This window comes from Mesorhizobium sp. Cs1321R2N1 (assembly GCF_037179725.1).
Taxonomy (GTDB): Bacteria; Pseudomonadota; Alphaproteobacteria; order Rhizobiales; family Rhizobiaceae; genus Mesorhizobium; species Mesorhizobium salmacidum.
Map to the genome: position 1 here is coordinate 1 of NZ_JAPYKP010000014.1, position 17897 is coordinate 17897.

At 62.5% G+C, this 17897-nt stretch carries 15 protein-coding genes, 1 pseudogene and 1 riboswitch; of the genes and pseudogenes, 8 read left to right on the plus strand and 8 right to left on the minus strand.

Translation table 11 applies throughout. The features are described 5' to 3' along the window. Window positions 1-299: 299 nt before the first annotated feature. Window positions 300-1208: a polyphosphate kinase 2 gene (gene ppk2, locus O7A61_RS06085; RefSeq protein ID WP_337128990.1), complete on the minus strand. Its 909-nt coding sequence runs from the start codon at window positions 1206-1208 to the stop codon at window positions 300-302. A gap of 156 nt (window positions 1209-1364) precedes the next feature. Here ppk2 and O7A61_RS06090 point away from each other — a divergent pair, with 156 nt between their 5' ends. From O7A61_RS06090 to O7A61_RS06100, 3 genes and pseudogenes are all read left to right on the plus strand, one after another. Beyond that, window positions 1365-2630: an ATP-binding protein gene (locus O7A61_RS06090; protein WP_337128991.1), complete on the plus strand. Its 1266-nt coding sequence runs from the start codon at window positions 1365-1367 to the stop codon at window positions 2628-2630. A gap of 116 nt (window positions 2631-2746) precedes the next feature. Continuing rightward, window positions 2747-3472 carry a phosphate signaling complex protein PhoU gene (gene phoU / locus O7A61_RS06095; RefSeq protein ID WP_140507564.1) on the plus strand — a complete coding sequence of 242 codons (726 nt, stop codon included), beginning with the start codon at window positions 2747-2749 and terminating at the stop codon, window positions 3470-3472. A gap of 97 nt (window positions 3473-3569) precedes the next feature. Next, window positions 3570-4570: pseudogene (locus O7A61_RS06100) on the plus strand (magnesium and cobalt transport protein CorA). 73 nt (window positions 4571-4643) lie between these two features. On the opposite strand, the gene O7A61_RS06105 reads toward O7A61_RS06100, so the two are convergent. After that, the gene (locus O7A61_RS06105; protein WP_027141966.1) at window positions 4644-5162 is read right to left on the minus strand and encodes a GcrA family cell cycle regulator; all 519 of its coding nucleotides are present in this window, start codon (window positions 5160-5162) and stop codon (window positions 4644-4646) included. A 356-nt stretch (window positions 5163-5518) separates the two neighbouring features. Between O7A61_RS06105 and O7A61_RS06110 the strand changes: the two genes are divergently transcribed. The 3 genes from O7A61_RS06110 (at window position 5519) to O7A61_RS06120 (ending at window position 8860) form a co-directional block, all read left to right on the plus strand. Further along, window positions 5519-6718, plus strand: a complete 1200-nt coding sequence (locus tag O7A61_RS06110) for an aspartate aminotransferase family protein (protein WP_337128992.1) — start codon at window positions 5519-5521, stop codon at window positions 6716-6718. Window positions 6719-6734: 16 nt separating this feature from the next. Then, window positions 6735-7646: an ornithine carbamoyltransferase gene (argF, locus tag O7A61_RS06115; protein WP_140507557.1), complete on the plus strand. Its 912-nt coding sequence runs from the start codon at window positions 6735-6737 to the stop codon at window positions 7644-7646. Between the two features lie 182 nt (window positions 7647-7828). Beyond that, complete coding sequence (locus tag O7A61_RS06120) at window positions 7829-8860, plus strand: Hsp33 family molecular chaperone (RefSeq protein WP_027141963.1); 1032 nt, start codon at window positions 7829-7831, stop codon at window positions 8858-8860. A 75-nt stretch (window positions 8861-8935) separates the two neighbouring features. Here O7A61_RS06120 and apaG read toward each other — a convergent pair whose 3' ends face one another. Then, window positions 8936-9328, minus strand: a complete 393-nt coding sequence (apaG, locus tag O7A61_RS06125; protein WP_027146773.1) for a Co2+/Mg2+ efflux protein ApaG — start codon at window positions 9326-9328, stop codon at window positions 8936-8938. Window positions 9329-9547: 219 nt separating this feature from the next. Here apaG and O7A61_RS06130 point away from each other — a divergent pair, with 219 nt between their 5' ends. Then, entirely contained in the window at window positions 9548-10699 is a 1152-nt protein-coding gene (locus O7A61_RS06130; protein ID WP_337128993.1) for a ceramide glucosyltransferase, read from the plus strand. Between the two features lie 27 nt (window positions 10700-10726). Here O7A61_RS06130 and O7A61_RS06135 read toward each other — a convergent pair whose 3' ends face one another. Further along, a complete protein-coding gene (locus O7A61_RS06135; RefSeq protein WP_140507551.1) occupies window positions 10727-11917 on the minus strand; it encodes an O-succinylhomoserine sulfhydrylase in 1191 nt (396 codons plus the stop codon). Between the two features lie 56 nt (window positions 11918-11973). Continuing rightward, window positions 11974-12051: riboswitch (SAM riboswitch) on the minus strand. A 140-nt stretch (window positions 12052-12191) separates the two neighbouring features. On the opposite strand from O7A61_RS06135, the gene O7A61_RS06140 reads away from it, so the two are divergent. After that, the gene (locus O7A61_RS06140) at window positions 12192-13283 is read left to right on the plus strand and encodes a 2'-deoxycytidine 5'-triphosphate deaminase (RefSeq protein WP_337128994.1); all 1092 of its coding nucleotides are present in this window, start codon (window positions 12192-12194) and stop codon (window positions 13281-13283) included. Between the two features lie 71 nt (window positions 13284-13354). Here the strand turns inward: O7A61_RS06140 and O7A61_RS06145 are convergent, their stop codons facing one another. The 4 genes from O7A61_RS06145 to mmsA all read right to left on the minus strand — a co-directional run bounded on the left by O7A61_RS06145 (window position 13355) and on the right by mmsA (window position 17875). Further along, entirely contained in the window at window positions 13355-13678 is a 324-nt protein-coding gene (locus O7A61_RS06145; RefSeq protein ID WP_337128995.1) for a hypothetical protein, read from the minus strand. 179 nt (window positions 13679-13857) lie between these two features. After that, window positions 13858-14850, minus strand: coding sequence for an AraD1 family protein (gene araD1 / locus O7A61_RS06150; RefSeq protein ID WP_027145660.1), 993 nt, complete (start codon window positions 14848-14850; stop codon window positions 13858-13860). 203 nt (window positions 14851-15053) lie between these two features. Beyond that, a complete protein-coding gene (mmsB, locus tag O7A61_RS06155; protein ID WP_027145661.1) occupies window positions 15054-16346 on the minus strand; it encodes a multiple monosaccharide ABC transporter permease in 1293 nt (430 codons plus the stop codon). Next, entirely contained in the window at window positions 16343-17875 is a 1533-nt protein-coding gene (gene mmsA, locus O7A61_RS06160; protein WP_337128996.1) for a multiple monosaccharide ABC transporter ATP-binding protein, read from the minus strand. Before mmsA ends, mmsB begins: the two co-directional genes overlap by 4 nt. Between the last annotated feature and the right edge of the window lie 22 nt (window positions 17876-17897).

Here is a 17897-nt window from a genome sequence, read left to right on the forward strand (position 1 = left end):
TCTCGACGCAGCGGCGTCAGACGGGCATTCTTGTGGATGTTCATTCGGACCCTCCGATCTGTACTGAAGCCTGGTAACTCCAGTCTCCTCGGTCCGGTCCGAATGGACAACCTCCCGAAAGCTCACACCTAATGCATGTCGCCCGGAAGTGTCCTCGGTTCCGGGATAACGACATGCATAAAATCAGAAGCTTACAGCAGGTCGGGCGAATCCCATTCGCCGCGACATGCTGTAGAGCCGGATCAAGGGCGCTCATAATTGCGCCGCGCCGCCTTTGGCTGCGCGGCGCCAAAAAAGCGTCAGTCCTGCTTGCCCAGGAATGACGGCCCTTCGCCGATGATCTTCTTGTCTTCCTTACCGACGATATCGAGATCGCGTCCCTCATAGGGCAGCGACAGGAGGATGCGACGCATCACTGCCAGCCGCGCGCGGCGCTTGTCGTTGGCCCGCACGATGATCCATGGCGCGAACTCCTTGTGGGTGCGCTCGAACATGCTGTCGCGCGCCTTGGTGTAGTCGTCCCACTTGGTGATGCCGGCAATGTCGATCGGCGAGAACTTCCAGCTCTTGAGGGGGCTGTAGCGGCGATCGTGAAAGCGCTCGAGCTGCGTCTCCTGGCCGATGTTCAGCCAGAATTTGAAGAAATGGATGCCGTCATTGACGATCATTCGTTCGAAATGCGGCGTCTCGTCGAGAAACTTCTCGTGCTGTTCTGGGGTGCAAAAACCCATCACCGGCTCGACGCCGGCGCGGTTGTACCATGAGCGGTCGAAGGTGACGAATTCGCCCGACGTCGGGAAATGGTCGGCATAGCGCTGATAATACCATTGCCCCAGCTCCGTCGGGGTTGGCTTGGTCAGCGCGACGTTGCGCGCCGTGCGCGGGTTGAGGTACTGGCGCAGCACGAAGATCGTGCCGCCCTTGCCGGCGGCGTCACGCCCCTCGAACAGCGCCATCGCCCGCTTGCCGGTCGCCTGCAGCCATGCTTGCGCTTTGACCAGCTCGATCTGCAATTGCTCGAGTGTCTCGTCGTACTCCTCGGCTTTCATCTTCTTGTCGTAGGGATACCCGCCCGCGGTCAGCTTGTTCTCCTCGACCCAATCCGGAAGCTCGGGATTCTCGATATCGAACTCCCGTTCCTTGCCGCCGATCCGGATTTTCAGCGGACCTGAAGTTGGCGTGGCGGAATTTTCCTTGGCCTTATTCATGCAGACGAACCCTTTTAAGTGTCTGGACTCATGCTATTGGGAGCCACTACAGCGCCGCGCGTCCATTTGGGCGCGCAAAGGACGCTGTAGCACTTTTGATTTGCGGTCCAGCGGAAGTTTTCGCCGCCGTGTGACCGGTGGAGGCTGGGCGCGCGAATGACTGACCTGGGCGCGGAGCAGAAAGGCATGGGGCAAGCGATCGCCGCCCGGCTGTGGACCAGCCGCTGGCTGCTCGCGGCCGGTGTCGTGGCGGTCCTGATCGCCTATGGCTTCGCGGGTATTTCCGCCTACGTGCTGGTACCGGCGCTGCTCCTGCTGCTGGCGGCGGCACTATTGCCGGTTACAGCTGCGCGCCATTCCGCCGAGAGCGCCGGGGCAATCGAAGCGATGGGCTTGCAGCGCCTGTCCGGCGAATATCTCGCGGCCGCCGTCGCCGATCCGCTCATCATCTTCGACCAGGCCGCCACCATCGTCCACGCCAACGCCGCCGCTTTTGCCGCCTTTGGCGGCATCGCGCCCGGCATATCGCTGCCGCTGAAATTCCGGGCGCCGGAAATGCAGGCGCTGCTGGACAGTGTTCTGTCGGGCACCGTCGCCTCGGATGTAGTCGACTATACCGAGAGACTTCCCGTCGAACGGGCCTATCGGGTCAGCGCGTCCTCGGTCGGGCATGGCACCGACCTCTACGTGCTGGTCTTCAAGGACCAGAGCGAGGCACGGCGCATAGACCGCATGCGCGCCGACTTCATCGCCAATGCCAGTCACGAGTTGCGCACCCCGCTGGCCTCGATCGCTGGCTTCATCGAAACGCTGCGCGGACCGGCCCGCAACGATCCGGCGGCGCGCGAGCAGTTCCTCCAGATCATGCAGAACCAGACCGGCCGCATGGCGCGACTGATCGATGATCTCCTGTCGCTGTCGCGGCTGGAGATGAAGCCCTATCTGAAGCCGGGAACCGAAGTCGATCTGCGCCAGACCGTCGACAGCGTCATCGATTCGCTCGGACCGCTCGCCCGAGAAAACAATGTCGCCATCGAACGCGATTTCGCCGAGGGGCCGCTCGATGTGCCGGGTGATCGCGACGAGTTGTTCCAGGTCTTCGAGAACCTTTTGGAAAATGCCTGCAAATACGGCCGGTCGGGCGGCCGCGTCGTGGTGTCGATCGCGCGCGGCGATGACGGTTCCGAACCAGGCATCGACGTGACGATCAGGGATTTTGGCCCCGGCATTCCCGAGGAGCATATCCCGCGCATCACCGAGCGCTTCTATCGCATCGATGTCGAGACCAGCCGGACCCAGAAAGGCACGGGACTTGGCTTGTCGATCGTCAAGCACATCCTGACGCGTCACAATGCCAGGCTGACGATCAAGTCCGAGGTCGGCAAGGGCGCCGCCTTCTCGGTCCATTTGCCGGCGCACTGATACTGCCCTAGTTTCCCACTGGACCGTTTCTTTTTTCTGTCATCCGGTTAGCGTATCAGCGGGGATTCGAGGAAACGACTCAAGATCAAGACACCCCGTGGGAAGGCATTTCGTCCATGCAGTCCGTTCACACAATGAGCGCCTTTGACGAGGAACTGAAATATCTCGCCAAGCGCATCGCCGCGATGGGCGGCCATGCCGAGCGCATGGTCGAGCAGGCGGTCGCCGCCTTGGTCAATGCCGATCCGGGATTGGCCCAGAAGGTCATTCGCGACGACATCGTGCTGGATGAGGGGCAGCGTGAGATCGACGACAAGGCGATCATCATCATCGCCAAGCGCCAGCCGATGGCGACGGACCTGCGCGAGATCGTCGGCGCCATCCGCATTTCGGCCGACCTCGAGCGGGTCGGCGATCTCGGAAAGAACGTTGCCAAACGGGTGGTCGCCGTCACCGACGGCCGTCAGCCGACCAGCCTTTTCCGCGGCCTGGAGGCGTTGGCCAACCTGGCGCTGACCCAGCTGAAGGAAGTCCTCGACGTCTATGCGTCGCGTTCGGTCGACAAGATCGGCTTCGTGCGCGACCGTGACGACCAGATCGATGCCATGTACACGTCGCTGTTTCGCGAATTGCTGACCTACATGATGGAAGATCCGCGCAACATCACGCCCTGTACGCATCTGCTGTTCTGCGCCAAGAACATCGAGCGTATCGGCGATCACGCCACCAACATCGCCGAGACCATCTACTACATCGTCACCGGCGACCAGATGCCGGCCGAGCGGCCGAAGAGCGACAAGACGGACAAGATCGGCCTCCCCGCGGCGCTGCCGGTGAAGTGAACGCACGTCCTCTCGAACGCTTGATCATATTGCGCTAAACTATCCCGAGATAAGCTTGCCGGTTCCCTAGGAAAGGCAACGCTTTCGGGAGGCCGCGATGGAATATGTCCGGGAATTCAAGCCCTCGCCGCCGACATCGGGCATCATCGCCTGCGGTGTCTACACCGCTGGGCACCGTATCGCCGATATTCCCATCGAGGAAGCCGGCGATTGGGCCAAGAAATCGGGACATGGATCGGGCTGCTTGAACCCGACCGCGAACTTCTGTTGCGCGTCAAGGCGCAGTTTCATCTGCATGAGCTGGCGATCGAGGATGCCGAGCACCCGCACCAGCGGCCAAAGATCGAGCAATATGGCGATGCGCTGTTCATCGTCGCTCGCACGGCGCAATTGATCGAAGGGCGCGTCACCTTCGGCGAGACGCATCTGTTTGTCGGCTCAGGCTACATCGTCAGCGTCAGGCACGGCCCTTCCACATCCTATGCCGCCGTGCGCCAGCACTGGGAAAGCTGCCCGCATTCACTGGCCAAGGGCGAGGATTTCGTCCTCTACGCCATTCTGGACTTCATCGTCGACAACTACATGCCCGTGCTCGAGCAGATCGAGGATGAGGTCGAGGCGATCGAGGACAAGGTCCTGCTGAAGCCGATGACCGGCCCCGATATTGAACGCCTCTACATGCTGCGCCGTGACCTCCTGCGCCTGCGCAACGCGGCGTTGCCCCTGGTGGAAGTCTGTCGCCGGCTGACCAGCGCCGAGCTGCCACAGATCCATTCGGCCATGCACCCGCTGTTCCGCGACGTGACGGATCATATCCGTACCGTCCAGGAGAAGATCGACAGCCTGCGCGAGGTGCTGGCCTTCGCCTTCGAGGCCAGTCTTCTGGTCGGTCAAAGCCAGGAAACGGCGATCTCCAAGAAACTCGCCTCCTGGGCGGCCATCCTGGCGGTGCCAACCGCCTTCGCGGGCATCTACGGCATGAACTTTACCGACATGCCGGAGCTGAAGATGGAATATGGCTACCCGATGGTGCTGGCCATGATCGCGCTGATCTGCTGTTTTTTGTACTGGCGGTTTCGCAAAAATGGATGGTTGTGAAGTGGTCAGTAGTCAGTAGCGATTGGTCGGGATCGCTCACTACTCACTACTCACTACTCACTACTCACTCCGCTCAGCGGTTCCGCCGCCGCTCCGCCGCTGGCTGGAACGCCACGCGGGCATGGTATTTGCAGTAGGGACCGGTTTCGGCGGCTTCGTTGCCGCAGAAATTGAAGTCCTCCGAAAGCGGATCGCCGTTCGGCCATTTGCAGGTGCGCTCGGTCAGTTCGACAAGCTGCAGATGCCGTGAGATCGGGACCACGACGTTCTCGACCGGGCGGATGTAGTGCCTTGCCACGGGTTCGGCGTCGAATTGCGTCTGAAGGGCCGTTGCGCCGATCGAAGTCGTGACATGGCGTGCCGTGCTCGCGGCGCGCGCCACCGACTTCTGGACGGAGGAGCCTTGCGATGCCTTTTTCTGGCGTGCCGGCGTGGCCGTTGCGCGGCCACGGCCCGACAGCTTCAGCCGGTGCACCTTGCCGATGACCGCGTTGCGGCTGACCCCTCCAAGCTGCGCAGCAATCTGGCTTGCGCTCAGACCCTCCGACCACAGTTTTCTCAAGAGTTCTACCCGCTCGTCAGTCCAGTTCATGACCGCGCTCCTTATAAGCGTGCGGCAATCAGAATCCATTCCCGACCCAGCACACCTGCTGGGGCAGACACCACATATATCTGGTGATTAGGTCCGCCGCACGAAATCTAGTTATTTCTCGACTACAACTACTCTATGCGCTGACTCGGTGACAAGAGTCCCAAGTGCAACACGAATCGGTTTTTTCGGTTTTCCCCAACTTGCCCGGTCGCTCATGAGCCGGCGTTGCGTCAGGGGGCTTGCCGCGCGCCACTACGCGACGTTTTCGTTGACTTCATGGCCGAAAAACACGATAAGCCGCAGAAGGCCGCCGCTTTGGCGGCTTTTTTGATTTTCCGGTACCGGAGACGCATATAATGAGCGGTTCGGCGCTTTACGAGACCTTTGCTCGCGCACCCCTGGCCTTCGACCATGGGGAAGGCACCTGGCTGGTTACCGACAAGGGCGAGCGATATCTCGATTTCGCCGGCGGTATCGCGGTCAATTCGCTTGGCCACGGCCATCCGCATCTGGTCGCGGCCCTCACCGAACAGGCGGCGAAACTCTGGCACGTCTCCAATCTCTATGAGATTCCGGGGCAGAGCAGGCTTGGCGAGCGGCTGGCTGATGCCACCTTCGCCGACAAGGTGTTCTTCACCAATTCCGGCGCCGAGGCGCTGGAATGCGCGATCAAGACGGCGCGGCGCTACCACTTCGTCAAGGGCCATCCCGAGCGCTTCCGCATCATCACCTTCGAAGGCGCCTTCCATGGCCGCACGCTGGCGACCATCGCGGCCGGCGGCCAGTACAAATACCTCGAAGGCTTCGGACCCAAGGTCGAAGGCTTCGACCAGGTCGGTTTCGACGACATCGACGCCGCTGAAAAGGCGATCACGCCGGAGACCGCCGCGATCCTGATCGAGCCGGTGCAAGGCGAGGGCGGTATCCGTCCGGTGCCGACACAGTCGCTGAAGCGGCTGCGGCAGCTCTGCGAACAGCACGGCCTGTTGTTGATCTATGACGAGGTCCAGTGCGGCATCGGCCGTACCGGCAAGCTGTTCGCGCATGAGTGGTCGGGTGTGACGCCCGACATCATGGCAATCGCCAAGGGCATTGGCGGCGGTTTCCCGATGGGCGCCTGCCTTGCCACCGACGAGGCCGCCGTCGGCATGACCGCCGGCGTGCACGGCACCACGTTCGGCGGCAATCCGCTGGCGATGGCGGTCGGCAACGCCGTGCTCGACGTGGTGCTGGAAGATGGTTTTCTCGAGGATGTCCAGCGCAAGGCGCTGCTGATGAAGCAGGGGCTCGCGTCAATAGCTGACGAATTCCCCGAAATTGTCGAGGATATCAGGGGCACCGGGCTGATGCTCGGCCTCAAATGCGCGATGCCCAACGGCAAGGTGAACATGGCGCTGCGCGACCAGCATTTGCTGGCCGTTCCGGCCGGCGACAACGTCATTCGCCTGCTGCCACCGCTCACCGTCACCGATGCCGAGATTCACGAAGCGCTCAACCGCATCCGTGCTGGCGCCAAGGGCCTGTCGGAGGCCATGGCCTCCGCCGCCGCGAAGTAATCCGGAACCATTCCTGATGTCAGTCCGCCATTTCACTGATCTTTCCACCGTTTCCGAAGGCGATTTGCGCTTCATGCTGGATGACGCGGTGACGCGAAAGGCGCGTCTCAAGGCCGGTGAGCGGACCAAGCCGCTCGAAGGCAAGGTGCTGGCGATGATCTTCGACAAACCATCGACGCGCACGCGCGTTTCTTTCGACGTCGGCATGCGCCAGCTTGGCGGCGAGACCATCATGTTGACCGGCACCGAGATGCAGCTAGGCCGCTCCGAGACCATCGCCGATACCGCCAAGGTGCTGTCGCGCTACGTCGATGCGATCATGATCCGCACCACCTCGCATGAGCGGCTGCTGGAGCTGACCGAGAACGCGACCGTTCCGGTGATCAACGGCCTGACCGACGACACCCATCCCTGCCAGCTGATGGCCGACATCATGACTTTCGAGGAGCATCGCGGGCCGGTGGCTGGCAAGACGATCGCCTGGACCGGCGACGGCAACAATGTGCTGCACTCGCTGCTCGAGGCCTCGGCACGGTTCCGCTTCAATCTCAACGTCGCCGTGCCCGAAGGCAGCGAACCGGCGCAGAAGCATATCGACTGGTCCAAGGCGCATGGCGGCAAGCTGCATTTCACCCGCTCGCCCGAGGAAGCCGTCGACCAGGCCGACTGCATCGTCACCGACTGCTGGGTGTCGATGGGCCAGGAACACCGTGCTCGCGGCCACAATGTCTTCTCGCCCTATCAGGTCAACGCAGCGCTGATGGCCAGGGCAAAGCCCGATGCCCTGTTCATGCATTGCCTGCCGGCTCATCGCGGCGAGGAGGTGACCGACGAGGTCATCGACGGGCCGCATTCGGTGGTGTTCGACGAGGCCGAGAACCGGCTCCACGCCCAGAAGGCAGTGCTCGCCTGGTGCCTCGGTGCTTGAAGTCTCTTGGGTGCCTGAAATCTCTTGGGCGCCTGAAATGCCTGGGCGCCTGAAGTGCCTGGGCGCCTGAAGTGCCTGGGCGCCTGAAATGTCTGGGCGCTTGATCTGCGGGGGCGCGATGCTTATCTGCGCCGCATCACGCAAATCAAGCGCGTTTGGACGCATGTGCCCACCAGGGCCGCATGGCCGCGCCCTGGAGCTTTGTCATGTTGGAAAGCCATCAAGTGACTGAACATCACCCCAAACTCGGCGAGTTCGGCTACGCCGGTGACGATCACGTCGTTCCCTTTGAAGTCGGTCCGCTCGACGTGCGTGGCCGCACGGTCCAGCTCGGGCCGATGCTCGACGCCATCCTTGGCCGCCATGACTATCCCGAGCCGGTCGCCCGCCTGCTGGCGGAAGCCTGTGTGCTGACGGTGCTGCTCGGCACCTCGCTCAAGTTCGAAGGCAAGTTCATCCTGCAGACCCGTACCGATGGGCCTGTCGACATGCTGGTCGCGGACTTTTCCACGCCCTCGGCGCTGCGCGCCTATGCGCGTTTCGACGCCGACCGGCTGGAGGCACTGATCGCGGCCGGCGAGACCTCGCAGCAAACGCTGCTTGGCAGCGGCGTGCTGGCACTGACCATCGACCAGGGCGCCCATACGCAGCGCTATCAGGGCATCGTCCAGCTCGACGGCGAGACGCTGGAAGAGGCGGCGCGCACCTATTTCCGCCAGTCGGAACAGATCCCGACCGACCTCAGGCTCTCGGTCGCCAAGCTGCTGACGCCCGGTGTCGGCGGTGCGCGCGAGCAGTGGCGTGCCGGCGGTATCCTGGCGCAGTTCCTGCCGCAATCGCCCGAGCGCATGCGCATTCCGGACCTGCCGGGTGGGGATGGCGATCCGCGCGAGGAGATCCATGATCCCACAGACAATTCCTGGCAGGAGTTGCTGGCCTTGCTCGGCACCATCGAACCGACCGAATTGATCGACCCGACCATCGGCGCCGAGCGGCTGCTCTACCGCTTGTTCCACGAGCATGGCGTGCGCGTCTTCGGCGGCGTTCCCGTCGCCGACCAGTGCTCATGCTCCAGGGACAAGATCCGCGGCATCCTCGAGGGCTTCTCCGCGCAGGAGATCAAGGACAGCACCGAGGATGGCGGCATCCACGTAGCCTGCGAGTTCTGCTCGACGCAGTACGACTTCGATCCGGCGGAATTTGCGGCTCAGTGAGCTATCTTTCCTTCTCCCCGTTCACGGGGAGAAGGTGCCCGACGGGCGGATGAGGGGCAGCGCGACCGCCGGTGCTCAGTTCACCGTGCGCCTTGTCCCCGGCAGATCGAGCGAGAAGGCGGGGATTGCGATGTCGAACGTCTCGCCGCGCTTGTTGCGCATCGTGTAACGTCCGACCATGATCCCGGACGGTGTCGAGAGCGGGCAGCCGGACGTATATTGATAGCTGTCGCCGGGATTGAGCTCCGGCTGGTCGCCGACAACGCCTGGCCCGCGCACTTCCTCGACCCGGCCGGCACCATCGGTGATGTGCCAGTAGCGCGACAACAACTGCACGAACTCGTCCGACTGGTTGTCGATCGTTATCTGATAGCCCCAGACATAACGGTTCTCCGAGGGATCCGAACGGTCCTCGAGATAGAACGGCCTGACCTGCACTTCGATGTTGCGCGTCACGGCGCGGTACATGAGCGGCTCCAAACAATCCGACGATTTTCGACGCTCCCGGTGAGCAGGTCAACGTGCGCGTCTTGTCGCGCCCGGCCTTGAACCGCAGGTGCCGGCAAAGAATGTCATTTAAGTGACACACGACAATGGTGGTGTGCACGAACCGGGCGACTCGGCGCTCTGTCGAACTGTTGAAAACGGCCATGATGCGGGCCGCCTTTCCGGAGTGACCAGATCTCGATGGAACTCACCTTCATAGCCGCCTCGCTTTCGACCGCTCTCATCCTTTCAAACGCCGCCAGCATTTCGCTCGCCGCCTCACGGCTGAAACGGCGCGGCTCGATCGCCCCGCCGGCCGGCAAGTCGCAACCGGTCTCGATCGTCGTCCCGTCGCGTGGCGTCGAGGCGTTCACGCATGAGACGCTGGAGCGCGCCTTCGCGCTCGACTGGCCACGTTATGAGCTGATCTTCTGCGTCGCCAATGCCGACGATCCGGTGGTCAAACTGATAAACAGGGCGATTGCCCGGTTTTCCAAGGTGCCGGCCCGGCTGCTGATCGGCGATGACCGTGTCAGCGCCAATCCAAAGCTCAACAATTGCGTCAAGGGCTGGGAAGCGGCGCGCCACAGCTGGGTCATTCTCGCCGATTCCAACGTCTTGATGCCGAGGGACTATGTCGAGCACATGATGGCGGCATGGCGGCCCGATACCGGCCTTGTCTGCTCGACGCCGATCGGCTCGCGACCCGAGGGTTTCTGGGCCGATGTCGAATGCGCCTTCCTCAACACATTGCAGGCCCGCTGGCAGTATGCCGGCGAGGCGCTTGGCCTCGGCTTTGCCCAGGGCAAGAGCATGCTGTGGAACAAGCCGATGCTGGACGCCAATGGCGGCATTCGTGCGCTGGCCGCCGAGATAGCCGAGGACGCCGCCGCCACCAAGCTGGTCAACGGCCTCGGCCTGCGCGTCAATCTCGTCGCGGCGCCCTTCGAGCAGCCGCTCGGCCAGCGTACCGTTGGCGAGATCTGGTCGCGCCAGGCCCGCTGGGCGCGCCTGCGCCGCGTCACCTTTCCGCTGTTCTTCGCGCCGGAAATCCTGACCGGCGCGGCGGTGCCTCTCGCGCTGGCGCTGGTTGCGGCGGCGAGCGCGGGCGTCAGCCTCTGGGCAACCGCGATTGCCGTGTTGGCGGCCTTCTACCTTCCGGAATGCGCGCTGGCCTTGTCCAAGGGCTGGCATCTGTCGCCGCGCATGGTCGCGGCGATGATCGCGCGCGACGTGATGCTCCCGTCCATCTGGGCGCGCGGCTGGCTCGGCGGCGCCGTCGACTGGCGTGGCAATGCCATGACCATCCGCACCAAGGCGGCCGAATTGGAGGAGACGCCGTCGCGCGCCTGATCGCCGCGGACGACGCTCCTAAGCAGCTTATCTGGCTGCCTGCAACGCCTGCGCGATGTCTTCCAGCAGGTCGTCGGCGTCCTCCAGGCCGACAGACAGCCTTAGCGTGCCAGGCCCGATGCCGAGTTCGGCGCGGGCCTCGTCGCTCAAATTCTTGTGCGTCGTCGTCGCCGGATGGGTGATCAGGCTCTTGGCATCGCCGAGATTGTTCGAGATCAGCACGATGTCGAGGGCGTTCTGCAGGGCGAAGGCCGCCGGCTTGCCACCCTTGACGTCGAGGCAGATCAGAGTCGAACCGCCCGACATCTGCTTCTTGACGATATCAGCCTGCGGGTGGTCGGCGCGGCCGGGATAGATGACGCGGGCGATCTGCGGCTGCTCGGCCAGGAAGTCGGCGATCCTGCCGGCGCTTTCCGTCTGCTGGCGCACGCGCAGCGGCAGCGTCTCGAGGCCCTTCAGCAGGGTCCAGGCATTGAACGGCGACAGGCTGGGGCCGGTGTGGCGGAAATAGTCGTGCAGGTTTTCGTCGATCCACTTCTTGTCCGACAGGATGACACCGCCCAGACAGCGGCCCTGGCCGTCGATGTGCTTGGTGGCCGAGTAGACGACGATGTGCGCGCCAAGCTGCAACGGCTTCTGCTGCAGCGGCGTAGCGAAGACGTTGTCGACGACAAGCCGCGCGCCGATCGAGTTGGCAAGCGAGGCAACGGCCGCGATGTCGACGACTTCCAGCGTCGGATTGGTCGGGCTTTCCAGGAAGAACAGCTTGGTGTTCGGCCTGACCGCCTTTTCCCAATTGGCAATGTCGGTGCCGTCGACCAAAGTCGCCTCGATGCCATAGCGCGGCGCCAGCGTCTCGACCACCCAGCGGCAGGAGCCGAACAGCGCGCGCGCCGCCACGATATGGTCGCCGGCCTTGACGCTGCACAGCAGCGCCGCCGTCACCGCCGCCATGCCCGACGCCGTGGCGCGTGCGTCCTCGGCGCCTTCCAGCGCGCACATGCGCTTTTCGAACATGTCGACGGTCGGGTTGGCGTAACGCGAATAGATGAAGCCAGGCTCTTCGCCCTTGAAGCGGGCTTCCGCCGCCTGGGCGGTCTTGTAGACATAGCCCTGGGTCAGATACATCGCCTCGGAGGTTTCGCCGAAGCCGGAACGCAGGGTTCCGCCATGCACGAGTGCCGTCTGAGGTTTCCAGTTGCGCTTCTTGGTGCTCATCGCTTTGTTCCAGACACAAAAAAACCGGCCGCGAAAGTCGCAACCGGTCCATACGGCCTTGCGGCCCGACGGTCCTTTAGCGACTTGTTTAACGTGGCTGCAAGCCGACCGGCCAAATCACCACGGGATAACGACCCTTTAGACCCGCGCCGCGCTTGCGTCAATTGCCGGCTTCATTAAGAGGTTTGTACCAAGGCAGGTTCCGCAAAGTGCCCAGCGGTTTTGCGGCAAGAACCTGCAACAAAGGAGACCAGTCTTGGGGCGGAGCCAGACTTTGCGGCAGACAGGCATTCTTCCCGATCAGGACATTTCGGCGCTGCTCCAGTCCGGCGCGCTGAAGTCGCCGCGTGCGCTCGATGCCGATCAGATCCAGCCGGCTAGTCTTGATCTCAGATTGGGCGAGAAGGCCTGGCGGGTGCGGGCCTCGTTCTTGCCCGGTCCCAACCACAAGGTCTCGGAAAAGCTCGATCGGCTGCAGCTGCACGAGATTAATCTGACCGAAGGCGCGGTTCTCGAAACCGGCTGCGTCTACATTGTGCCGCTGCTCGAAAGCCTGGCCCTGCCGGCCGACATTTCGGCCTCGGCCAACCCAAAGAGCTCGACCGGTCGCCTCGACATCTTCACCCGCGTCATGACCGACCGTGGCCACGAGTTCGACAAGATCGCCGCCGGCTACAACGGTCCGCTCTATCTCGAAGTCAGCCCGCGCACCTTCCCGATCGTTGCGCGCACCGGTTCGCGCCTGTCTCAAATCCGCTTTCGCACCGGCAACGCGCTGCTTTCGGAAGCCGAACTGCATGAATTGCACCGCGCCGAGATGCTCGTCGCCACCGAGCCGCCGAACATTTCGGGCGGCGGCATCGCGCTGTCGATTGATCTCAATGGCGACAAGGATGGGCTGGTCGGCTATCGCGGCAAGCACCACACTGGCCTCATCGATGTCGACAAGCGTGCCGCCCAGGATGTCCTCGACTTCTGGGAGCCGATCCACAAGAGCGGCGCCGGCGAACTGGTGCTCGATCCCGACGAGTTCTACATCCTCGTCAGCCAGGAGGCGGTGCATGTGCCGCCGCTCTACGCCGCCGAGATGACGCCCTTCGATCCGCTCGTCGGCGAATTCCGTGTTCACTATGCCGGGTTTTTCGATCCGGGGTTCGGCCATTCGGCGGCCGGCGGCACCGGCAGCCGCGCGGTGCTCGAAGTGCGTAGCCACGAAGTGCCGTTCATCCTCGATCATGGCCAGATTGTCGGCCGGCTGGTCTACGAACACATGCTAAAGCGCCCGCAGGCGCTTTACGGGACCGACCTGGGCTCGAACTACCAGGCACAAGGCCTGAAGCTGTCCAAACATTTCCGCCCGCGCTGATCCTGGCGCCATGAGGCCATGCAGAACGACCTCTCCAGGTTCGAGGACTTCAGCATCCGTTTGACGTTTGACTAGCCGTGAAACATGCGCTTTTTCGCAATGCCGAGACACGCATTGAAGCTGCCGACGAACAGCAGTTCGCGCCGTGCGAGTTGCGTTTTACCCCAGATGCGTGTCTGCCTTGCAGCGTCAAGCGAAGCCTTTGATCCTCGCAAGGGGAACAGGACTTTGTCCAGGCAGCCGAGGACATGGGCCCGGGCTGAGTCTATCCCGCATGGTTTGGCCGCCTCGTTCAGTTTCGCACCGCCAAGCGTGGACATTCGCCGGTCGGCGTTTTGCATCAGAAATTCGACCTGAGGGCTTGAGTAGCCGGACGTTAGAAGCCGGTTCTTCATCAGTCCGAGCGCTTCGCCATAGGATTTGGGACTGCACTGCGCGGCTCCATAAGCCACGGATGACGCGTGCACGAGCAAGAGCGCGAAGCCAAGGGTTCGTACGGCGCCTGGCAAATAACTTGGGACCATATGTCAAAGCCTGTCATAGGACCATCGATGACGTCCTGGCGTCTGGCGCTTCACAACGCCTTCACCGCCACCTTCACCGGCTTTTCGATTTCCAGCGGGTTGCGCAGCGGCAGGCCGAAATCCCCGGCCTCGATCTCGAACACGTCGCCGGCTTCGGTCGTGACGCCGTCGGCGAAGGAAAGCGTGGCCGTTCCGAACATATGCACATGCACATCGCCCGGCTGGCGGAACGCCGAATATTTGAAATGGTGGTGCTCGAGATTGGCGATGGTGTGCGACATGTTCGCTTCGCCCGACAGGAACGGCTTCTCCCACATTGTCCTGCCGTCGCGCACGATGCGCGACGTGCCGCGGATATCCGAAGGCAGGTCGCCGATCAGAATTTCGGGCCCGAACGAGGCATTGCGCAGCTTGGAGTGAGCGAGGAACAGATAGTTTACGCGCTCGGTCACATGGTCCGAGAATTCGTTCGACAGCGTGAAGCCGACACGGAATGGCGCGCCGTCATCGCCGATGACATAGATCCCGGCGATCTCCGGTTCTTCGCCGGCATCCTTGGCAAAGGCCGGTGACATGAGCGCGGCACCAGGCGCGACCGCCATGGTACCGTTGCCCTTGTAGAACCATTCCGGCTGCACGCCGATCTGGCCTTTCGCGGGCTTGCCGCCTTCCAGTCCCATGCGGAACATCTTCATGGAATCGGTGAGTTGCTCCTCGCCGTCGGTGCTGAGCTTCTTGTGCATGGAATCGCGCGTCGCGGCCGAACCGAGATGCGTCAACCCCGTGCCGGTCAGATGCAGATGCGCCGGGTCGGGGTGATTGATCGGCGACAGGAGGCGCCCTCTCTTGTAGGCGGCGTCGAGATCGACCGTCTCCCCCAGTCCCTTGCGTTCGATCAGGGCCGTCAGGCCGACGCCGGTGCGGGCCGCCTCCATCGCCAGCGAATAGACGCTGCGCGCGCCGTTGATAATCCGGGTCTTCCCGCCGCTGCGGGCAACGACACGGATTGTCTCGGCGTCGTCGAGAATCTGCGAGATCAGCATGATCAGTCCTCTCTCATTTATCTGTATCCGGCTGCTAATGGGCAAACCCTGACCGGCGCGGCGCGGGAACGCGCCACGGTTGAAATGTTTTCGTCCGGATTGCGTTCGCGAGCCTGGTCCTTCCCCGGACTTCTTGGTGCCGACGGGCCGCCGGCAGCTTCGCGATCTAGAACCCGTATGCCTCCTAGTCCTCGCCCCAGCCCTTAAGCCTTGTTCTTGTTGTAGACGTCGAAGATGACGGCCCCGAGCAGGACCAGTCCCTTGACCACCTGCTGCCAGTCGACATTGACGCCCATGATCGACATGCCGTTGTTCATCACGCCCATGATGAAGCCGCCGACCACAGCGCCGATGACCTGGCCGACGCCGCCCATCGCCGAGGCGCCGCCGATGAAGACGGCCGCGATGACGTCGAGCTCGCTGCCGAGGCCCGCTGCCGGCACGGCCTGGCCGAGACGCGCGGCGATGATCAGGCCGCCGAGCGCCGACAGCACGCCCATATTGACGAACACCAGGAGCGTCAGCCGTTCGGTGTTGATGCCCGACAGTTGCGCCGCCTTGGCGTTGCCACCCATGGCGTAGATGCGGCGGCCGATGGTCATGCGCTTGGTGACGAAGACGAACAATGAGATCAGCACGCCCATCACCAGCAGCACGATCGGCAGGCCCCGATAGGTCGCGAACTGGAAGACCAGGAACAGCGCCAGCGCGCTGCCTACCAGGATCTTGATGACGAACAGCGTGAAAGGCTCGGCCTCATAACCGTGGCGCTCGCGCTTGCGCCGCGCCCTGAAGCCGAAATAGGCGTAGGCTAGCACCGCGATCACGCCCAGCACGATCGTCGTCATGTGCAGCGTGAGCCCGCTACCCAAAATGGTCTTGCCGGCGGCATTCACCGTCGGTGGGATCAGCGTCAGCGGGCCGATCACGTCCGGGATGAAGCCGGAACTCAATGCCTTGAAACTGTCGGGAAGCGGACCGACCGAGGAGCCGCCGCCAAGCAGCGCCTGGCAAATGCCGCGGAAGATCAGCATGCCGGCGAGCGTCACGATGAAACTTGGTATGCGGTGATAGGCGATCCAGTAGCCTTGCGCCCCACCGATCAACCCACCGACGATCAGGCAGACGATCGAGACCACGAGCGGGTTGCTGAACATGCCAAGCGGCCAGATCACCATCATCATGGCGGCAAGTGCGCCGATGAAGCCGGCGACCGATCCCACGCTGAGATCGATATAGCCGGCGACGATGACCAGCAGCATGCCGAGCGCCATCACGATGATGAACGAGTTCTGCTGCACCAGGTTGCTGAGGTTGACCGGTTTGAACAGCGTTCCCGACGTTGTGTACTGGAAGAACAGCATGATGACGATCAGCGCGATGATCAGGCCGTATTCGCGCAGGTTCGTCGTCAGCGCCGAGACGGCGATGCGAGGACCCTGCTTGACGTCCTCGGCGGTGCCGCTTTGCGGCGCGGGAGCGCTGTCTGTGCTCATGATGCTTTTCCTTCTCCGCGAACAATAGCGCGCATGATTTTTTCCTGGCTGGCGTCGCTTGCCGCCATCTCGCCGACGATGCGCCCTTCGTTCATGACATATATTCTGTCCGAGATGCCGAGCAGTTCCGGCATTTCCGATGAGATGACGATGATCGCCTTGCCCTCGGCGGCGAGGCGAGCGATGATTGTATAGATTTCGTACTTGGCACCGACGTCAATGCCGCGCGTCGGCTCGTCGAGGATCAGAACTTCCGGGTCGGCGAACAGCCATTTCGATAGCACCACCTTCTGCTGGTTGCCGCCCGAGAGATTGCCGGTCAGCTGATAGACGCTGGATGCGCGGATATTGGTCTTTTTGCGATAGTCGTTGGCGACGCTCATTTCGCGCATATCGTCGATGACGCCGCCATTGGAAACGCCGGCGAGATTGGCCAACGTCACATTGTGCTTGATGTGGTCAATGAGGTTCAGCCCATAGGTTTTGCGGTCTTCGGTGACGTAGGCGATGCCGTTCTGCACCGCCTTGCCCACTGTCGAAAGGTCCACAGGCTTGCCGTTGAGCAGCACCTCGCCGCTGATGCGCCGGCCATAGGAGCGACCGAACAGGCTCATGGCGAATTCGGTGCGGCCGGCGCCCATCAACCCGGCGATGCCGACAACTTCGCCCTTGCGCACCTTGAGGTCGATGCTCTTGATCACTTGCCGTTCGGCATGGACCGGGTGGTAGACGGACCAGTCCTTGACCTCGAAAATGACGTCGCCGATATGAGGCTCGCGCGGCGGGTAGCGATCGTCGAGGGACCGGCCGACCATGGAGGTGATGATCCGGTCCTCGCTGATGTCCTTCCTCGGCAATGTCTCGATCGTGCGACCGTCGCGGATGACCGTCACCTTATCGGCGACGCGGTTCACCTCATTGAGCTTATGGGAGATCAGGATTGAGGTCATGCCCTGCCGCTTGAACTCAAGCAAAAGATCGAGCAGCGCCTGGCTGTCCTTCTCGCTGAGCGATGCCGTCGGCTCATCGAGGATCAGGAGCTTCACTTCCTTGCTGAGTGCCTTGGCGATCTCGACCAGCTGCTGCTTGCCGACGCCGATATGGGTGATCAGCGTCTTGGGGTCTTCCTTGAGCCCGACTTTCTTCAAAAGCCCGGACGTGCGTGCCTCGTTAGCGTCCCAGTCGATGACGCCGTAGCTAGCGTGCTCGTTGCCGAGGAAAATGTTCTCGGCGATCGACAGCATCGGCACCAGCGCAAGTTCCTGGTGGATGATGACAATGCCCTTGTGTTCGCTGTCATGGATGCCTTTGAAATGGCATTCCTGGCCCTGAAAAATGATCTGGCCATCATAGGTCCCGGAGGGATAGACGCCCGACAGCACCTTCATCAGGGTCGACTTGCCGGCGCCATTTTCGCCGACCACGGCGTGGATCTCGCCTTCCTCTACGCTGAGGTTGACGTTCGAGAGCGCCTTCACGCCGGGGAACGTCTTGGTGATGTCGCGCATCTCCAAAATCGTCGAGGTCATCAGGGCAAGCTCCTAGGAGGCC

Excerpts from the sequence above, each read along its gene's own strand:
- ppk2 (WP_337128990.1), bottom strand. The coding sequence starts at position 1,208 with ATGAATAAGGCCAAGGAAAATTCCGCCACGCCAACTTCAGGTCCGCTG.
- O7A61_RS06090 (WP_337128991.1), top strand. The coding sequence starts at position 1,365 with ATGACTGACCTGGGCGCGGAGCAGAAAGGCATGGGGCAAGCGATCGCC.
- phoU (WP_140507564.1), top strand. The coding sequence starts at position 2,747 with ATGCAGTCCGTTCACACAATGAGCGCCTTTGACGAGGAACTGAAATAT.
- O7A61_RS06105 (WP_027141966.1), bottom strand. The coding sequence starts at position 5,162 with ATGAACTGGACTGACGAGCGGGTAGAACTCTTGAGAAAACTGTGGTCG.
- O7A61_RS06110 (WP_337128992.1), top strand. The coding sequence starts at position 5,519 with ATGAGCGGTTCGGCGCTTTACGAGACCTTTGCTCGCGCACCCCTGGCC.
- argF (WP_140507557.1), top strand. The coding sequence starts at position 6,735 with ATGTCAGTCCGCCATTTCACTGATCTTTCCACCGTTTCCGAAGGCGAT.
- O7A61_RS06120 (WP_027141963.1), top strand. The coding sequence starts at position 7,829 with ATGGCCGCGCCCTGGAGCTTTGTCATGTTGGAAAGCCATCAAGTGACT.
- apaG (WP_027146773.1), bottom strand. The coding sequence starts at position 9,328 with ATGTACCGCGCCGTGACGCGCAACATCGAAGTGCAGGTCAGGCCGTTC.
- O7A61_RS06130 (WP_337128993.1), top strand. The coding sequence starts at position 9,548 with ATGGAACTCACCTTCATAGCCGCCTCGCTTTCGACCGCTCTCATCCTT.
- O7A61_RS06135 (WP_140507551.1), bottom strand. The coding sequence starts at position 11,917 with ATGAGCACCAAGAAGCGCAACTGGAAACCTCAGACGGCACTCGTGCAT.
- O7A61_RS06145 (WP_337128995.1), bottom strand. The coding sequence starts at position 13,678 with ATGAAGAACCGGCTTCTAACGTCCGGCTACTCAAGCCCTCAGGTCGAA.
- araD1 (WP_027145660.1), bottom strand. The coding sequence starts at position 14,850 with ATGCTGATCTCGCAGATTCTCGACGACGCCGAGACAATCCGTGTCGTT.
- mmsB (WP_027145661.1), bottom strand. The coding sequence starts at position 16,346 with ATGAGCACAGACAGCGCTCCCGCGCCGCAAAGCGGCACCGCCGAGGAC.
- mmsA (WP_337128996.1), bottom strand. The coding sequence starts at position 17,875 with ATGACCTCGACGATTTTGGAGATGCGCGACATCACCAAGACGTTCCCC.